Source organism: Paucibacter sp. JuS9 (assembly GCF_044043925.2).
Lineage (GTDB): Bacteria > Pseudomonadota > Gammaproteobacteria > Burkholderiales > Burkholderiaceae_C > JAUASW01.
Window position 1 is genome coordinate 1,585,107 of sequence record NZ_CP194172.1, and the last position, 17,176, is coordinate 1,602,282.

Annotated in this window: 16 protein-coding genes; 9 read left to right on the forward strand and 7 right to left on the reverse strand. The window is 65.5% G+C overall.

Translation table 11 applies throughout. The features are described 5' to 3' along the window. Positions 1-8 precede the first annotated feature (8 nt). From ABT392_RS07005 to ABT392_RS07025, 5 genes are all read left to right on the forward strand, one after another. Positions 9-2,333 (forward strand): type I secretion system permease/ATPase, encoded by a 2,325-nt coding sequence (locus ABT392_RS07005; protein WP_334276942.1) that lies wholly within the window; start codon positions 9-11, stop codon positions 2,331-2,333. A 56-nt stretch (positions 2,334-2,389) separates the two neighbouring features. Continuing rightward, complete coding sequence (locus ABT392_RS07010; protein ID WP_395386202.1) at positions 2,390-3,688, forward strand: HlyD family type I secretion periplasmic adaptor subunit; 1,299 nt, start codon at positions 2,390-2,392, stop codon at positions 3,686-3,688. 86 nt (positions 3,689-3,774) lie between these two features. Further along, positions 3,775-5,112, forward strand: a complete 1,338-nt coding sequence (locus ABT392_RS07015; protein ID WP_334276940.1) for a TolC family protein — start codon at positions 3,775-3,777, stop codon at positions 5,110-5,112. Positions 5,113-5,115: 3 nt separating this feature from the next. Beyond that, a complete protein-coding gene (locus ABT392_RS07020; RefSeq protein WP_395386201.1) occupies positions 5,116-6,384 on the forward strand; it encodes a hypothetical protein in 1,269 nt (422 codons plus the stop codon). After that, positions 6,381-7,262, forward strand: coding sequence for a glycosyltransferase family 10 domain-containing protein (locus tag ABT392_RS07025; RefSeq protein WP_395386200.1), 882 nt, complete (start codon positions 6,381-6,383; stop codon positions 7,260-7,262). The genes ABT392_RS07020 and ABT392_RS07025 overlap by 4 nt, the downstream gene beginning before the upstream one ends. Before the next feature lie 114 nt (positions 7,263-7,376). On the opposite strand, the gene lhpI is transcribed toward ABT392_RS07025, so the two are convergent. Both lhpI and ABT392_RS07035 read right to left on the reverse strand, forming a co-directional pair. Continuing rightward, entirely contained in the window at positions 7,377-8,297 is a 921-nt protein-coding gene (gene lhpI / locus ABT392_RS07030) for a bifunctional Delta(1)-pyrroline-2-carboxylate/Delta(1)-piperideine-2-carboxylate reductase (protein ID WP_395386199.1), read from the reverse strand. A 3-nt stretch (positions 8,298-8,300) separates the two neighbouring features. Beyond that, positions 8,301-9,098: a glycosyltransferase family 2 protein gene (locus ABT392_RS07035; protein WP_395386198.1), complete on the reverse strand. Its 798-nt coding sequence runs from the start codon at positions 9,096-9,098 to the stop codon at positions 8,301-8,303. Between the two features lie 173 nt (positions 9,099-9,271). On the opposite strand from ABT392_RS07035, the gene ABT392_RS07040 reads away from it, so the two are divergent. Further along, positions 9,272-9,991 carry a glycosyltransferase family 2 protein gene (locus ABT392_RS07040; protein WP_395386197.1) on the forward strand — a complete coding sequence of 240 codons (720 nt, stop codon included), beginning with the start codon at positions 9,272-9,274 and terminating at the stop codon, positions 9,989-9,991. 9 nt (positions 9,992-10,000) lie between these two features. Here the strand turns inward: ABT392_RS07040 and ABT392_RS07045 are convergent, their stop codons facing one another. The 5 genes from ABT392_RS07045 to gmd form a co-directional block, all read right to left on the reverse strand. Then, positions 10,001-11,101 carry a DegT/DnrJ/EryC1/StrS family aminotransferase gene (locus ABT392_RS07045; protein ID WP_334276934.1) on the reverse strand — a complete coding sequence of 367 codons (1,101 nt, stop codon included), beginning with the start codon at positions 11,099-11,101 and terminating at the stop codon, positions 10,001-10,003. Between the two features lie 5 nt (positions 11,102-11,106). Further along, positions 11,107-11,658, reverse strand: a complete 552-nt coding sequence (locus ABT392_RS07050; RefSeq protein ID WP_334276933.1) for a class I SAM-dependent methyltransferase — start codon at positions 11,656-11,658, stop codon at positions 11,107-11,109. A 139-nt stretch (positions 11,659-11,797) separates the two neighbouring features. Then, entirely contained in the window at positions 11,798-12,211 is a 414-nt protein-coding gene (locus ABT392_RS07055; RefSeq protein ID WP_334276932.1) for a cupin domain-containing protein, read from the reverse strand. A 2-nt stretch (positions 12,212-12,213) separates the two neighbouring features. Beyond that, positions 12,214-13,128 carry an NAD-dependent epimerase/dehydratase family protein gene (locus ABT392_RS07060; protein WP_334276931.1) on the reverse strand — a complete coding sequence of 305 codons (915 nt, stop codon included), beginning with the start codon at positions 13,126-13,128 and terminating at the stop codon, positions 12,214-12,216. After that, positions 13,125-14,159 (reverse strand): GDP-mannose 4,6-dehydratase, encoded by a 1,035-nt coding sequence (gmd, locus tag ABT392_RS07065; RefSeq protein ID WP_334276930.1) that lies wholly within the window; start codon positions 14,157-14,159, stop codon positions 13,125-13,127. The genes ABT392_RS07060 and gmd overlap by 4 nt, the downstream gene beginning before the upstream one ends. A gap of 210 nt (positions 14,160-14,369) precedes the next feature. On the opposite strand from gmd, the gene ABT392_RS07070 reads away from it, so the two are divergent. From ABT392_RS07070 to ABT392_RS07080, 3 genes are read left to right on the forward strand one after another with little or no spacing between them, the layout of a single operon-like run. Then, entirely contained in the window at positions 14,370-14,993 is a 624-nt protein-coding gene (locus ABT392_RS07070; protein ID WP_334276928.1) for a hypothetical protein, read from the forward strand. 19 nt (positions 14,994-15,012) lie between these two features. After that, positions 15,013-15,960 (forward strand): WxcM-like domain-containing protein, encoded by a 948-nt coding sequence (locus ABT392_RS07075; protein ID WP_395386196.1) that lies wholly within the window; start codon positions 15,013-15,015, stop codon positions 15,958-15,960. Continuing rightward, positions 15,950-17,056, forward strand: coding sequence for a DegT/DnrJ/EryC1/StrS family aminotransferase (locus ABT392_RS07080; protein WP_334276926.1), 1,107 nt, complete (start codon positions 15,950-15,952; stop codon positions 17,054-17,056). The genes ABT392_RS07075 and ABT392_RS07080 overlap by 11 nt, the downstream gene beginning before the upstream one ends. Positions 17,057-17,176 lie beyond the last annotated feature (120 nt).

Consider the following 17,176-nt stretch of genomic DNA (forward strand, 5'->3'; position numbering starts at 1 on the left):
GCAGTACCGTGCCGCAGCGCCACGACCCCTTCTTCGACGGACCCGGCAAGGGCGCCGGCGGCCTTTATCTGGCCGCCGATGGCTCCACGCCGCCGCCCGTCGCCCAGGCGCCAGCGCTGGATGCCGGCGCTGCTGAGCTCGGCGACCCGTTGTTGCAGGCCCTGGTCTGGCTGACCCAGCACCACGGCAAACCCCGTTCTGCGGCCTCCTTGCGCGCCGGCGCCGCCTTCAATGGCGTGCTGGCGCCCGACCAGGCCATGCGCATGATGCGCGAGGCAGGCTATGAGGCCGGCCTGCTGCGCCGTTCGATTCCCGAGATCAGCCCGCTGGTGCTCCCGGCCGTCCTGCTGCTCAATGGCGGCGACGCCTGCGTGCTGGTGACGAAGGGCGAGGGCGGTGCCTTCGACGTCGTGTTCCCCGGTCCCGAGCCCAAGGTCTGCCGCGTCACGGCAGCCGATCTCGAGAGCGAGTACAGCGGCTTCGTCATGCTGCTCACGCCGCAGGAGCTGCCCAAGGCCAACGCGACCAACAGCCTGCTCTTGCGCAATACCGGCAGCCACTGGCTCTGGGGCACGCTGAAGCGCTTCATTCCGTATTACCGCGGCGCCATGCTGGCCGCCATGCTCAGCAATATCCTGATGCTGGCCTCGGGCGTGGTCACCTCGGTGGTGTACGACAAGGTGATTCCGCACCACGATGCCACGGCCACGCTGTGGACCCTTGCCATCGGCGCTGGCCTGGCCCTGCTGTTCGACCTGTTCGCCCGCCAGTTGCGTGCGCACCTGATCGACCTGGCCGGGCGCAAGGCCGACCTGATCATCGGCTCCAAGCTGTTCAAGCAGACGCTGGGCGTGCGCATGGAGCACAAGCCTGCATCTGCCGGCAGCTATGCCCACTACCTCGGCCAAATCGAGACGGTGCGCGATTTCTTCACCTCGGCCAGCATGTCGGTCGTCTCGGACCTCCCTTTCATCGCGCTGTTCGTGGGCATGACCTTCGTGATCGGCGGCCCGCTCGGCTGGGTCGTGGCCATGGCCGTGCCGCTCCTGATCATCCTGACGCTGGCCATGCAGGCATACCTGCGCCGCGCCGTGCGTACCAATATGGCCGAACAGGCCGAGCTGCAGGGCTCGCTGGTCGAAGTCATCGAAGGGCTTGAGGACCTGAAGACCTCGGGTGCCGAAGGGCGCTTCCAGCACAGCTACGAGGTCAGCAATGCCGTGGCAGCAGAGTCGGGGCTGAAGATGCGTGCCATGCATGCGCTGTCCAGCAACCTGACCATGACGCTGCAGCAGGCCATCACCCTGATCATGCTGATCTGGGGCGTCTACCTGATCCAGGACAAGACGATTTCGGCCGGCGCCCTGATCGGCGCCATCATGTTTGCCGGTCGCGCCATCGCGCCGCTGGGCAGCGTGGTGAGCCTGGCGGCACGCTACCAAGCCGCGCGTGCGGCCATGCAGTCGATCGACGACATGATGAGCCGGCCCACAGAGCGCGAGTCTGACAAGAACTATGTACCGCTCACCAGCTTCACAGGCCGCCTGGGCTTGCGTGAGGTCGGCTTTGCCTATCCGCCCACAGGCGGCACGCCTTCGCCCAAGGTGCTGAAGGGCGTGACCATGCGCATCGATGCCGGCGAGCGCATCGCCGTGCTGGGCCGCATCGGCAGTGGCAAGTCCACGGTCCTGCGCCTGCTGGCCGGCCTGTATCAGCCGACCGAGGGCATGGTCGACGTGGACGGCATCGATCTGCGCCAGATCGACCCGGCCGAATTCCGCGGCCGCATCGGCTTCGTCTCGCAGGAGCCGCGCCTGTTCCACGGCACGCTGCGCGAGAACGTGTCGATGGGCCGCAGCGAGATCGACTCGGCCCGCCTGGTTGAAGTGGCGCGCCTGACTGGCCTGGACCGCGTGATTGCCGCCCATCCGCAAGGCTGGGACCTGCCGGTGGGCGAGATGGGTGGCCTGCTGTCCGGCGGACAGCGCCAGATGGTGGCCCTGGCCCGAGCGCTGGTGAACAAGCCGCAACTGCTGCTGATGGATGAGCCCACCAGCTCGATGGACGCGCAAAGCGAAATCGCCTTCCTGCGCCAGTTGCGCGATGCCACGCAGGGCTGCACGCTGATCGTCGTCACCCATCGGCCGGCCGTGCTGGAACTGGTGACGCGCATCGTCGTGATGGACAGCGGCAAGCTGGTGCTCGATGGTCCGCGCGACCAGGTGCTGGCTGCGCTGTCGGGCGTGCGTCCGAGCCAGCCCGACCAGGCGGCCCAATCCAACTTGCACATGCATCCGGCCGCGCAGCCAGTGCAGCGTTCGCCGTCTGTGTGACCACATGAGGCCCCTCGTCCAAGGAGTACCTTGGCCGGTCCCCCGAGGGGACGGCGATGCTTGCCGGTTTGACCGACAAGCACACGCCCATGGCGGGCCGGCTTGGGAGCGGCCCGGCGCTCGGCCCGCAAACCCTAAGGAGAATCGTTGCGATGGCCGCGCCGCGTGAAGAAGGTCTGTTCATCAGCAGCCTGGCAGCCGCCCAGGTCGATGAGCCCTTGCCGCGTGTGATGTGGGCGCTTTATCTGCTGCTTGCCGTCGTGGCCGTGGCGATCACCTGGGCCTCGCTCGCCCAGGTGGACCAGATCAGCCGCAATGAAGGCCGCGTCGTGCCCGACGGCCGCGAGCAGGTCATCGCCAGCCTGGAGGCCGGCATCCTGCGCGAGATCCTGGTGCGCGAAGGCCAGGAGGTCGAGGCCGGCCAGGAGCTGGTCCGCCTGGACCCGACCCGCTTCGAGGCACAGCAGAACGAAGGCCTGGTGCGGCGCACGGCCATGAAGGCAACGCAGGCGCGGCTGTTGGCCGAAGCCAGCGGCGGCAGATTGGTTTTCCCGCCCGAGGTGCTCGAGCAGCCCAGCCTCGTTCAGGCCGAAACGCAAGCATTCCAGGCTCGCCAGCGCTTGCTGGAAGATGCGCTCGCCACCATGGACCGCAGCATCGCCTTGCTCGTGAAAGAGCAGGGTGTCTCCCAGCAGATGGCGGCCAAGGGCCTGATGAGCGACGTCGAGGTGATGCGGCTGACGCGTCAGGTCAATGAACTGCGCCAGCAGCGCGGCGAGCGCCTGGGGCGATTCCGCCAGGAGGCCAGCTCCGAACTGGTGAAGCTGCAGAGCGATCTGGGCATGCTGGAAGAACAGCAGGTGGTGCGCAAGGACGCCTTGACGCGCACCGTGCTGCGCTCGCCGGTCAAGGGCGTGGTCAAGAACATCCGCGTCAACACCATTGGCGGCATCGTCACCACCGGCGCCGCGGTGATGGAGATCGTGCCGCTCGGCGCGCGGCTGCTGATCGAGGCGCGCATTCCGCCCAAGGAGGTCGGTTTCGTCCACGTGGGCCAGGAGGCGGTGATCAAGCTGGCCGGCTATGACTTCAACAATCTCGGCGGCCTGGAGGGCAAGGTCGAGCAGATCAGCCCGGATGCCATCGTCGATGGCGAGAAGGTGGCCGGTGGCGACAGCCGTTTCTACCGTGCGCTGATCAGTGCCGAGCGCAAGGGCCTGAAATACAAGGGCGAAGACCTGCCGGTGATTCCCGGCATGACCGCCAGCGTCGAGATCAAGACCGGCCAGCGGTCGGTGCTGCAATTCCTGCTGCAGCCGATGCTGAAGTCGCGCGACGCACTCAAGGAGCGCTGAAAGCGCCCTGTTTCACATGGGATAAGCGCCCGCTGTGCGCCGCTGTTCCGGCCTTTGCGGTCGGTGATCCATGATGAAGTAGCGGCATGTCAAGATTTCCCCTGGCCCTGCTCGCCTGCCTGCCCCTGCTGGCCCTGACGCCGGCCGCCGCGCAGCGTGGCTGCAACGAAGACGATGCCGGCCCCTCGCGCAGTGGCCACTATGCTTCGATGCTGGAAACCAGCAACGTCGACCCGCGCGCCCAGGTCATCGAGCTGGTCAACAAGGCCATGCAGCGCAGCCAGTCGATTGGCGCCATCACCTTGCTGGCCCAGGCCGCCCGGGCCGATTGGGAAGAGGCGCGCGATTCGGGCAAGCCGCGCCTGAGCATCGACAGCTCCGCCAACCACATGGGCAGCATCAACAACGGCATTGCAGACCGCCGGGGCCTGCAGGGCCGCGTCGGTGTAACCGCGACCGCGCCAATCTTCGACTTCGGCCGAGTGGCCCAGACCATGGCCTGGCGCAATCAGCTGGCCGAGAGCGCCCGCCAGGGCATGCTCAGCAGCGAGCAGCAACTGGCCCTGAACACCGTGTCGCTGACGCTGGATCGCAGCCGCTACGTCTTGCAGGCCCAGGTCTATGGCCAGTACGTGCGCAAGATGGCCTGCCTCGTCGAGGCGCTGGAGGTCATCACCAAGGCCGACCGTGGCCGCGCCAGCGAGCTGGTGCAGGCGCAGAAGAGCCAGCAGCAGGCCGAGATGGCGGTGGAGCAGACCATGTCGGCGCTGCGCCAGACCGAGATCCGCCTGAAGCGCTTTGTCGGCGAGCCCTTGCCGCCGAGCGCCAGCTATTCCAACCTGCTGACCGCCATCCCCGAGCTGGGCGAGATCCAGCGCGATGCGCGCAGCGCCGCCGACATCATCCAGCTCGAGGCCCAGGCCCGCGCCCAGTCCAGCTACGCCGACCTGGTGGCCGCCAACAACAAACCCATCGTCAGCGCCACTGTCAATGCGGGGGCGTTGGCGGGCTTGAGCAAGGGGCAGGAATGGAGTGCCGGCGTCAATGTCAGCATCCCGATCCTGAGCCCCGGTGCGGATGCGGGCATCGATGCGGCCCGCAAGCGTGCGGCCGCTGCCCGCATGCAGCGTGATGACGCCATCGAGTCGCGCATCTTCCGCGCCACCGACATGTACGAATCGGCCATCTCGGCCTTTGACCGCGCGCGACGCATCGTCGAGATCCTGCGCAACAGCGACAGGGTGCGCGCATCGACCCTGCAGCAATGGCAGCAGCTGGGGCGCCGTTCGCTGTTCGACGTGATGGGATCGGAAGCCGAGTACTACTCGCTGCGCGTGGCGCACGTGAATGCGATCTACGATGGGCAGCAGGCAGTGGCGCTGCTATGGTCGCTGGGCCGTGGCGTCATGACGCCCTTGCGCTGAGACATGACCATCACCGACCCCCGCGAGCTCCTTACCCCGCTGCGTTTCGACATCAATGCCAAGACCCTGTATGCGCGCCAGCGCGACAAGGGCGTGCAGTGCGTCTGGAACCAGGCGCTGTATCTGGAGCACCTGAAGGTCTGGAACGGCTTCTTCGAGGCTGAGCCACGCAAGAGCGGGCCGCACGACTTCTTGAATGCCTTCAATGCCCTGCTCGACTCGGTCAAGCAGGAAGGCTGGCGCGAGGATGCGCCGCCGGTGCCATTGCTGAACGGTTCGCCCTACAACGGCGCGCATCGCGTCGCAGCGGCCATCACCTATGGCCACATGCCAGCCACAACAGACCAGGTCACCAACGGGCGAGGGCAGTGCGACTGGACCTTCTTCCGCGACAAGAACGACATCGTGCCCTCGGGCCTGCAGCCGATCTTCAGCGATGCGATGGCGCTTGAGTACATCCGCCTGAAACGCAAGGTTCACACCGTCTCGCTGTTCGCTGCAGACCGGATCGACTGCGCCGCTGCCGAGGCCTTGCTCGCGCGCTTCGCGACCATCGTCTATGCCAAGACGATCCAGCTCAGCGAGCTGGGCAAGTTCAACTACATGATGGGCCTCTACGAGAACGAGCCCTGGGTCGGCACCGCCGAGAACGGCCACGCCGGGCTGCACTTCAAGAAGCAGGCCTGTTTCGGCGATTCCGATAGCGTGCGCGTCTATCTGATCGAGGCCGAAGGCCTGGCGCCATTGATGGAGTGCAAGCGCCTGATCCGCGCGCACTATGGCCGTGAAAACCATTCGGTCCACATCAACGACACCTGGCGCGAGACCTGGGAGATCGGCAGCGCCGTCTTCAACGACAACAGTGTTGCCTACATGAACCGCGGTCAGCCCTTGACGCAACCGCGCTTCAACGCCTGGTTCAGGCTCTACCGGGATTGGGTGATGCAGAGCCAGGACGTGGAAGACCTGTGCGTGGTTTCCAGTGCTGTGCTGGCGGCCTACGGCCTGCGGGACTGCCGCGATCTCGACTTCCTCAGCCATGCCGAGCCGCCGCCGGCCACGCCGCATCCGGGCCTGGGCTGTCACAACAAGGAGATCGCACACTACGGCGTGCATCGCGACGAGATCATCTACAACCCGCAGCATCACTTCTACCATCGCGGTCTGAAGTTCTGCACCCTGAATGTGGTCAAGGTGATGAAGTGGAAGCGGCGCGAGCCCAAGGATCTCACCGACCTGCAGCTGATTCTGGAATTCGAAGGCAAGGCATGACGACGATGAAAAAGGTGGCCTTTGTGGGCGGCTGGGGTGAAAGCCCGCAAAGCATGTTGCAGCGCTATGCGATGCAGACGCCGGGCAACCGCGGCATCTGGGGCGACCTGATCGGCATCGCCGATCCGCGCCAGGCCGACCTGATCGTGGTGATGGACCGCACGCCGCGCGACTGGGACCTCGAGAAACTCGACTTCTCCAAAGTCATCTATTTCGAGCGCGAGCCGCACCAGGAGCCCTGGTTGAACCGGCAGTTCCCCTCGAACATGCTGTTCGACGGCAGCTACACCAAATGCCACAACGTGCCGACCTGGTGGATCAGCCTGCCTTTCGACGAGCTGGTGGCCATGCCCTACCAGGCCAAGACCAAGCGCCTCTCCTGCGTCAACAGCGGCATGTACAGCCAGGTGCTGGAGCACCGGCTGCGCGTGGAATTCCTGGCGCGCTTCACCCGCGAATATCCGCATATCGATATCTGGGGGCGCGGCATCGACAAGTTCATCAACCCGGCCACATTCCGCGGTGAGTTGAACTACAACGGCAACTGCAAGCTGCGCGGATTCATCGACCACGAATATGCGCTGGTGCTGGAAAACGTGCGCCTGCCCAATACCTGGAGCGAGAAGATCTGCGATCCCTTGCTTTCCTGGACCGTGCCCATCTACTGGGGCGCCAGCAATATCGACTACTTCTTCCCTGCCGAGTCCTATGTCGCCCTTCCTTTTGACATCACCACCGTGACCCCGGCGATGATCGAGGATGTGCTGCGCCGTCCCGTGAATGTCGATGCGCTGCGTGCGGCGCGCAATGACCTGCTCTTCAAGTGGAATATCTGGCCGACGATCAAACGGATCGCCGATGGCCAGCCCGCCATGTGACGCCGCTCGTCGTTGCCTAGGTGGCGAAGTGTGCTGGTGCGTCGAATCGAAGTGCCTATCACCGCTGACTTCATCAGCGGGCTGGACCTGGAATTGAAATTGGTGCCGCGCTGATCAGCTGGCGTTGACAAGCCTTGCGGCTGCCAGATCTTCCAGGCCCGTTCCCACGGATTTGAAGACCGAGCGTTGGCCGGGCTGATGAGCGGCACCTGGGGCGAGCCGACACAGCTTGGCGAGATCGCCGCGGATGCAAGCTGGCGTGATCAGCCCCTCGGTCAGCGGCTGCAGGAGGTCACCGCTCTTGCGCAGCGCCTCGTCGGTATCGACCCAGAGCTCCGCGTTCACGAAGCAGCTGGCATGCGCTTCGCGCATCTGCGGCGTGAAGCCGCCAATCAGGTCCAGATGACTGCCGGGCTTCAGCCATTCGGCCCGGATCAGCGGCTCGCGGGCCAGGGTGGCGCAAGTGACGATGTCGGCCTGCCTGCAGGCATCGGCAAGTTCAGGCACCGCATTCGCCTCGATGCCGATGCCGCGCCATTGCTCGACCAATGGCTGCGCGGCCTCCGGCCGCCGCGCCCAGACCGACACCTGGCCAATGCCTGGCAGCGCCGCGCGATAGGCCTCGGGCAACAGCGACGCGACCCGGCCACTCCCGACGACCAGAAGATGGCGCGATGCAGGGTCGGCGAGGCGGGATGCAGCCAGTGCCGAAGCCGCCGCGGTGCGGCGCGAGGTGATCTCGTTGCCGTCCATCATGGCCAGCGGCTGGCCGGTGCTGGCATCGAACAGCGTGTAGCTCGAGAACAGGCCGGGCAGGCCACGTACAGCGTTGCCAGGCGCAATGCTGACCGTCTTGATGCCCAGCAGGGCGCCGAGCTGCCAGGCCGGCATGATCAGGAGCGTCAGGTCTTGCCCGAGCTGGTGCTGATGCCGCTGCGGCACTTCGCAGCCCTCGATGAACATCTGCCGCAAGGCTTCGATCAGCGCCGTGAAAGGAAGGGCGGCCCGCGTCGCCTCGGCATCAAAGTGCCGCATCGGTCAGAACCACTCGAGCGGCAGGCTCAGGCCCACGCCGGCCAGGAGGGCCTGGCGCTGGGCCTTGAGCTCCGGCGTCGGCGCGGGCCAGCGGCGGTAGGTGTAGAGGAAGTCGAGGATGACCACGTTGTTGGACGAGGTCTCCTGCGTGCCGCGGCGGGTGCCGGGGTTCACATAGTCCTTGTGCATCACCACGCCGGTGCTCGCGAAATGCTGGGGCAGGGCGCGGCTGCAGACCGCAACCAGGAACTCCCAGTCTTCCAGCGAGGCCATGTGGGCGTCGAAGGTGATGCCTTCCAGGAGCGAGCGGCGATAGGCCAGCGCATGGTTGGGAATGAAGTTCTTGACCCAGAGCTGGTTCACGTCCTGGCGGCTGAAGTCGAGCTGCTGGCGCGACAGCGGCGGCATGCCTTCCTGGGTGCGGTCTTCGGTGACGACGGCGCAATCGGTGAACAGCACCGGTGAGCTGGAGGCTGAAATTGCCTTGCGCAGGGTGGCGAGATGCTCCGGCTCGAAGCTGTCGTCGTCGTCCAGGAAGACGATCCATTCGCCACGCGCCTGGGCCATCGCCACATTGCGGCTGGTGGCCGGGCCGTTCTTGCCCGTGCGCTTGATGAAAGTGTCCTGCGGCCGAAGCAGCTCCGCGGCCACGGCAGCGCTCTCGGGATCCCAGGCATCGGCAACAACGATGATCTCGAAGTCCTGCTCGGTCTGCGCCCGCAACGAAGCGAGAGACCGGCGCAGCAGCGCCGGGCGCAGATGGGTGGGCATCAGGACGGAGAAGCAGGGAGTCGCAGGCATGCCGGGATGCTAGCGCTGCCAGCCTGCGACCGATGCTCAGATTTGCCCCCGAATTGCCCCGACTTGCCCGGCTCGGACAGCAGAACTGAGCTGCCCACGACCCGCAGATGTCAGGATGGGCGGGCCGCCAAGCTTCGTATCATTGCCTCATCCTCCAGACCGAGAATTTCGCCATGCAGAGCGTCGCCATCGTCATTCCCACCACGGGTGCGCCGCTGGTGCGCAAGGCCATCGAATCGGTGCGAGCCCAGACCCATGGGGCGATCGAGCTGCATGTGGTGATCGACGGCCCTGAATTCGTGGCCGCCTTTGAGGCCTCCTCGGCGGGCATGGATCTCTCGGGCGTGCGCGTCACCACGCTGCCCAACAATGTGGGCCGCAACGGCTTCTACGGTCACCGGGTGTATGCCGCCTGGTCGCACCTGGTGAACACCGACTGCATCTCCTTCCTGGACCAGGACAACTGGTTCGAGCCTGGCCACATTGCTTCGCTGGTCGCCGCCATCGAGGCTCATGGCTGGCAATGGGGGTTCGCGTTGCGCCGCGTGGTCAGCGAGGAGGGTGAGTACCTGATCGACGATGAATCACAAAGCGTCGGCCCGTGGGGCGAGACCGGCCCGCACAAGCTGGTCGACACCAACTGCTATTGCCTGAAGGTCGACACGGCCCATCGCATCGCCAGCCATTTCCATGGGGGCTGGGGGCAGGACCGGGTGTTCTACACCCAGTTGGCGGCAGCGTTCCCGAATTTCGGCAGTTCGGGCCAGTACACGGTCAACTACCGCACCCGCCCCGAACTGCAAGCGCGCGTGCTGGAGCTCCTGCAGCGCGAGAACGCCGCGATGCGCGCGCGCTATCCGCAGGGCTTTCCGTGGATGCTTGAGACGGCCTGATCCGCGAGTTCAGCGACCGTAGAAGCGGCGGATCTCTACGCAGATGCGCTTGATCTGCGCGTCGGTCAGCTGGATCATGCTCGGCAGCCACAGGCCGTCGCGGCCGACCAGCTCCGACACCGGATAGCTGCCCGCCTGGTCGTAGGCCTTTTGCTGGTTGATCGGCGGGTACATGGTGCGGGTGCCGATGCCTGCAGCCTTGAGGTGGGCGGCCAGCTCGTCGCGGCGCTGGGCCAGGGAGTCGATGAACCAGGGCGTGCACAGCTTCAGGTCATGCTCGAAGAGCTTGAATTCCGGAATGCCGGCCAGGCCCTCGGCGTAGCGCTGCCAGATCACCTTCTTGCGCACCACGCGCTCCGGCAGCTTCTTCATCTGCGCAATGCCGACGCAGGCCTGCAGTTCGGTGAACTTGAAGTTGTAGCCCACCGAGTCGTGGATGTCGGTGCCGCCCGAGCGACGGCCGAAGTCCTTCAGGCGGCGCAGCTTGTCGGCCAGTGAGTCGTCGTCGGTGATCAGGGCGCCGCCCTGGCCGGTCGAGATGATCTTGGGCGCGGAGAACGAGAAGCTGCCGATGGCGCCGGCCCGGCCCACGTGCTGATCGGGTGCGTAGAAGGAGCCGAGTGACTGGGCCGAGTCTTCGATGAGCGCAATGCCGCGCTCGCTGCAGAGCTGCTGGAAAGCGGCGATGCCGACCTGGGGCGCGCGGCCATTGGCCGACACCAGCATCAGCGCCTTGGTCTTCGGCGTGATCGCGGCGCGGGCCTTCTCGATGTCCATCACCAGCGTCTCGGGTTCGACGTCGACGAAGACCGGCACGGCGCCGAGCATCTTCACCGAATTGGGCGACGCGATCATCGTGTAGTTCGGAACGATCACCTCATCGCCAGGACCGACGCCCAGTGCGATCGCTGCCAGCGTCAGCGAGACCGTGCCGTTGTTGACCACGATGCAGTGGCGTGCTCCGGTGTAGTGCGCGATCTGCTGCTCAAACAGTTCGGTCCGCTTGAACTCGGTGAAGAAGCCGTCTTCGGTCAGGTAGTCGGCCAGCTCGGCCTTCTCTTCCTCGCCGAACAGCGGGCGCATCTGTGGGATGAATTCTTCGGCAGACATGGCTTTCAGGGCTTTCGGGCTTGGAGATTGAGCGAGAGTAGCAGGCCGTGCGCCTTGTCCATGTGCGGAAAATAGGCCTGGGAGTAGTCGTCTATCTGGGCATGTTCGGTCTGGCGCCAGTCCCAATGGCGAATGGCGACAAAGCCGGCCGCGTGCAGCAACTGGCTCAAGGTCGCCTCGTCATAGGCAGTCTTGTGGAACAGCGTGGCCGGGCCGGCCTCGGTGGCAATCTCGAGTCTTCCGTAGAGCGGGCCTAGGATGCGTTGCAACTCGCCGGTCTGCTGATAGACCTTCATCAGCGCTGCCACGTCGGGTACCGCCAGTCGCAAGAGACCATCCGGCCGCAGCACCCGCCGCCACTCGACCAGGGCCTGGCGAGCCTCGATAAGGTCGAGGTATTCGAAGGCATGGCTGCAATAGACCATCTCGACCGAGTCGTCCGCCAGGAAGGGCAGAGGGCTGATGCTCGCCTTGTGATCGATGTGCGGATATTCGGCCAGGTCAACGTGGACGAAGCCCGGGATCACCCGCGGCCCGCAGCCGAGGTGCAGTCTCATTCGCCCCTCGTCCAAGGAGTACCTTGTCCGGTCCCCCGAGGGGACGGCGACGCATGCCGGATTTGCCGGCAAGCAAGTCGCCATCGCGGGCCGGCTTGGGAGCGGCCCTGCGCTCGGCCCGATTGCCGCGAACCGGCGCTCACGGTTGAAGACGTCGGCGGTCGGCATCTGCGCCGACGTAGGGGCCGTTCTTGATCTCCAGCACCTGCGTGCCGTCTTCGAGGATCTGGTAGCCGTGGCCGCCGCGCAGCAGCACGAGGATGTCGCCGGCGCCGGCTTCCAGCTCGGCCACCTTCTGGTCCTTGGTATCAAAGACCTCGGCCTTCACGCGGCCCTGGCGGATGTAGAGCACTTCCTGCGTCCACAGCACGGCGCGCGTCACCTCGTTGTGGCTGTGGGCCAGCAACTGCTTGCCCTGGTCGTAGCCCCAGGTGCCGACCTGCTGGTAGTCGCCGTCGGGCGAGAAGAACTTGAGGCCGCCGCCCCAGGCATCTTCGGCGGGAATGTGGCGGGCGAGGACCAGCTCGCCTTCCTTGATTTCATTGACGGCCATTGTCAGCTTCCGTGTTCGATGTACCAGTCGACAGTGTCGCGCACGCCTTGCTCAAAGTCGCGTGCAGGCGTCCATTGCAGCAGTGCGGCGCCCTTGCTGCCGTCAACCGTCTTGTAGGGCGCGCCGTCAGGCTTGCTGGTGTCGAGCACCAGCTCGCCCTGGTAGCCCACCACGCGCTTGATCAGCTCGGCCATCTCGATGATGGAGATACCCTGGGCCACGCCGACGTTGACCGGCTGGTTGGTGGCGGCGGCGTCGAGGCCGCGGATCAGCGCCTCGGCGCCATCGTCCACATGCAGCCATTCGCGCACCGGCCGGCCAGAGCCCCAGACCACGACCTGTGGCGCGCGCTCGCGTTTGGCCTTGACGATCTTCATGATCAGGGCGCCCATCGCATGCGAACGCTCTTCCTCGAAATGGTCCTCGGGACCGTACATGTTCGAAAGGATCAGGTTGATGACGTCGAGGCCGTACTGCTGCTGGTAGGCCCAGGCGCCCACCCATGAAGCCTTGCGCACGAAGCCATAGACCATCACCGAGTCATGCAGCGGCCCGTCCCAGAACTCCTCTTCCTTGAACAGCGTGGCGGCAGCCGGATAGGCGCAGTTGCTGATCGGGTTGACGATGCGGGCAACGCCGGTGGCCTTGGCCGCTGCCAAGAGGCTCAAGGTCATCAAGAGGTTGTTGTGGAACAGCTCGGCCGGGTGCTTGGTGCCGAACTGGATGCCGCCCACGTAGGCGGCGCAGTTGATGACCTCCGTGGGTCGGTGGGTCTCGAAGAACGCGAGCGTGGCGGCCGCATCGCGCAGGTCCAGCCCGAGCGACTGCGAGGTGCGCATGAACTCGCGGCCCTGCGCGGCCAGCTGCCTGCAGACGCGCTTGCCCAGGAAGCCGGTGGCGCCGGTGACCAGGATCACAGCTCAGGCCCGCCGTACTGGTCGTTGTGCAGGTCGTACTGCACCATCTTGCGAACCAGTTCGCGCACCGGCGTCCTGGCCACCCAGCCTAGCTTCTCGCGCGCCTTGGCCGGATTGCCCCAGAGCAGGTCCACCTCGGCGGGGCGGAAGTAGCGCGGGTCGATGGCCACGCGCACCTTGCCAGTGGCGCGGTCGATGCCCTTCTCGTCAACACCGGTACCGACCCAGTCCAGCTGAACGCCGATCTCGTCGAAGGACATGTCGACAAACTGGCGCACGGTCCAGGTTTCGCCGGTGGCGATCACGTAGTCGTCGGGCTGCTCCTGCTGCATCATCAGCCACATGGCTTCGACGTAGTCCTTGGCATAGCCCCAGTCGCGCTTGGCATCCATGTTGCCCAGCGTGAGCAGCTCCTGGCGGCCTTGCTGGATCCTGGCCACGGCCTGGGTGATCTTCTTGGTCACGAAGGTCTGGCCGCGGCGCGGCGACTCGTGGTTGAAGAGGATGCCGTTGCTACCGTGCAGCCCGTAGGACTCGCGGTAGTTCACCGTCACCCAGTAGGCGTAGAGCTTGGCTGCGCCATAGGGCGACTTGGGATAGAAGGGCGTTGATTCGCTCTGCGGCGCTGTCTCCGGCAGGCCGCCGAAAAGCTCGGACGTGGAGGCCTGGTAGAAGCGCGGCTTGATGCCCAGGTCCTTGATCGCGTTGAGCAGCCGGATCGTGCCCAGCGCATCGACCTCGGCCGTGTACTCGGGCACCTCGAAGGAAACGGCCACGTGTGACTGGGCGCCGAGGTTGTAGATCTCGTCAGGTTCGATCCTGGAGAGCAGCGTGTGCAGGTTGCTGGAGTCGGTCAGATCACCGTGGTAGGTCTTGAAGCGCTCATGATCGATGAAGCTGTCGACCCGGTGGGTCGTGAAGACCGAGCTGCGTCGCAGGATGGCATGAACCTCATAGCCCTTGGCGAGCAACAGCTCGGCAAGGTAGGAACCGTCCTGGCCGGTCACGCCGGTGATGAATGCTTTCTTCATGGGATGGTGCTGGCCTCGGTCTGGAATCCAGTGCAGATTGGAGCGCATCTGCGCGTCCTCTGGCGGGTGGAGTGGTGCAGGATTTCCCGCGCATTTTGCAGTTCCCGGTGAGAGGGCCGATCTGACCGTGGTTTCTCGCCGTCTTTGCTGGACCGCCTGGCCTTGGCTGCGGGACACTCGCCGCATCTCGAATTCGCGGGAGAAGCGCCCATGCAACTGCTGAGTCTTGGCTACGACTGCAAGGTGGCCTGGCAGATCCGCCGCCACAGCGGCCAGGGCGAAGCATTCTTCTTCGATTGGCTGATGACGCCCATCGACGCCTTGGCGGTGATGCTGGGCCGCGATGAAGACCTGCTGCGCGACGGCCGCTGGGAGCTGATCAAGGACGACTGCTGCCTGCGCGACCTCGACACCGGGCTGATGTTCATGCATGAATTCCCCTCGGTGCCGGTGGTGGGCGGCGAGCAGTCGCACCGCATCCTCGCCGAACAGGTGCCTGCCCATCTGCCCATCGCAAGGGCCAAGTTCGCCTACCTGCGCCGCAAGACGCTGGAGTTCATCCGCAGCAGTGAGAACCTGCTGCTGGTTCGTGCCGACGAGGTGGCGACGCTGGACGAGGCGATAGCGAACGTCAACAAGATGCGCAGCTTGTTCCTGCCGATCAATCCGACCCTGAAATTCGCGCTCGCCTCGACGCTTGTTCCGGCCAGCGGCGCCGTGGCCGATACTTTGATCTTCAAGACCGACGCTGGCGACGATTGGCGCGGCGGTCATGAAAGCTGGAGCCGGCTTTTCGAAGCGGCGACCCGAAGGTTTGCCGGCCAGCCTGCCTGAGACTGCGATCATCCATTCCATGAGCACGACCAAGTACTTCGTTCACCCGCAGGCACTGCTGGAATCGACCCAGGTCGGCGAGGGCAGCCGCATCTGGGCCTTCAGCCACGTGCTCCCGGGCGCGCGCATCGGTGCCGAAGCCAATATCTGCGACCACGTCTTCATCGAGAACGATGTCGTCGTCGGCAACCGCGTGACGGTGAAGTGCGGCGTGCAACTGTGGGACGGCGTGACACTGGAAGACGATGTCTTCATCGGCCCCAACGTCACCTTCTCCAACGACCCGGCACCGCGCAGCAAGCACAAGCCCGAGGCGCCACTGCGCACGCTGGTGCGCGCTGGTGCAAGCATTGGCTCGAACGCCACGATCCGCCCCGGCATCACCATCGGCCCCGGCGCCCTGGTGATGGACGGCGCGGTGGTCACGCGTGATGTGCCATCGAACGCCATCGTCACCGGCAACCCCGCGCACATCACCGGCTATCGCGACACGCCGCACCTGGCCATGGCGGGCAGCCTGAGCAGCGACGCTGCGCTGCCCCAGCTGCAAGCGCGTGGCGCGGCCCTGCACAAGCTGCCCAAGATCGTGGACCTGCGTGGCGCCCTGAGCTTTGGCGAGATCGGTGCCCACCTGCCGTTCACCCCGCAACGATTCTTCATGGTCTACGACGTGCCGACCAAGGAAGTGCGCGGCGAGCATGCGCACAAGGCCTGCCACCAGTTCCTGGTCTGCGTGAAGGGGAGCGTGGGCATCGTGGTGGACGACGGCGAACGGCGCGACGAGCTCTTGCTCGACAGCGCTCAGCTCGGCCTGCACATACCGCCCATGGTCTGGGGCATCCAGTACCAGTTCTCAAGCGACGCCGTGCTGCTGGTGCTGGCCTCCGATTGCTACGCGGCAGACGACTACATCCGCAACTACGACGAGTTCCTGGCGGCGGTGCGAGGGGCGGGCAATGGGCACTGAAGCGGTTCCTTTCCTGGACCTGCAGCCGGCCTATCGAGTGGCTCAGCCCGCCATCGATGCAGCGCTCTTGCGCGTGGCGGGCAGTGGCTGGTTTCTGCTCGGCAAGGAGCTGCATGCCTTCGAGGAGGCCTGGGCGCGCAGCTGCGGCACCGCGCATTGCGCGGGCGTGGCCAATGGCCTGGATGCGCTCTTCCTGAGCCTGAAGGCACTCGGCGTGCGCGAGGGCGATGAAGTCATCGTGCCCTCCAACACCTATATCGCCACCTGGCTGGCAGTCAGCCAGTGCGGCGCGAAGCCGGTGCCGGTGGAACCTGATGCGCGCACTTTCAACATCGACCCGGCCCGCATCGAAGCGGCGATCACGCCTGCTACCCGGGTGATCCTGCCGGTGCATCTGTATGGGCAGCCGGCCGACATGGACGCGATCATGGACATCGCGCGCCGCCATCATCTGAAGGTGCTGGACGATTGCGCGCAAGCCCATGCAGCGCGCTACAAGGTGAGGCCGGTGGGTGGCCTGGCGGACATGTCGGCCTGGAGTTTCTATCCGGGCAAGAACCTTGGTGCCTTTGGCGACGGCGGCGGCGTGACCTGCCGCGATGCCGACTTGATGCAGCGCGTCAAAGTGCTGCGCAACTATGGCTCGCAGCAGAAGTATCACAACGAGGTCAAGGGCATCAACTCGCGGCTGGACGAGATTCAGGCCGCGGTGCTGGCCGCCAAGTTGCCGCTGCTCGAAGCTGCAACGCATGAGCGCCGCGCCATTGCCGCGCGCCTGCTCGAGGGCCTGGCCGGCTGCGACCTGCAGCTGCCTCATGTGCCGCACTGGGCCGAGCCGGCCTGGCATCTGTTCGTGGTCCGTCATGCCGACCGCGACGGCCTGCAGCGCCGCCTGGCGGAGCAGGGCATAGGCACGCTGATCCACTATCCGGTGCCGCCACACCGCCAGCCAGCCTATGCGGAGCTGGGCTTTGCCGAGGGCGACTTCCCGGTCTCCGAGACCATGCACCGCGAGGTCTTGAGCCTGCCCTTGTGGCCCGGCATGAGCGAGCTGCAGATCGAACGCGTCATCAAGGCGGTGCGCGCCAGCGTCTGACGCTCGCTGGGGCGGCGATCGGTCGATCAATCAGCTGCTGTTGTCGTGCACGGCCTTCCAGCCGTGCGCAGTGCGCAGCCAGGCCGCGGGCCGGCCTTGGCAATGGGTGCGATTGTTTTG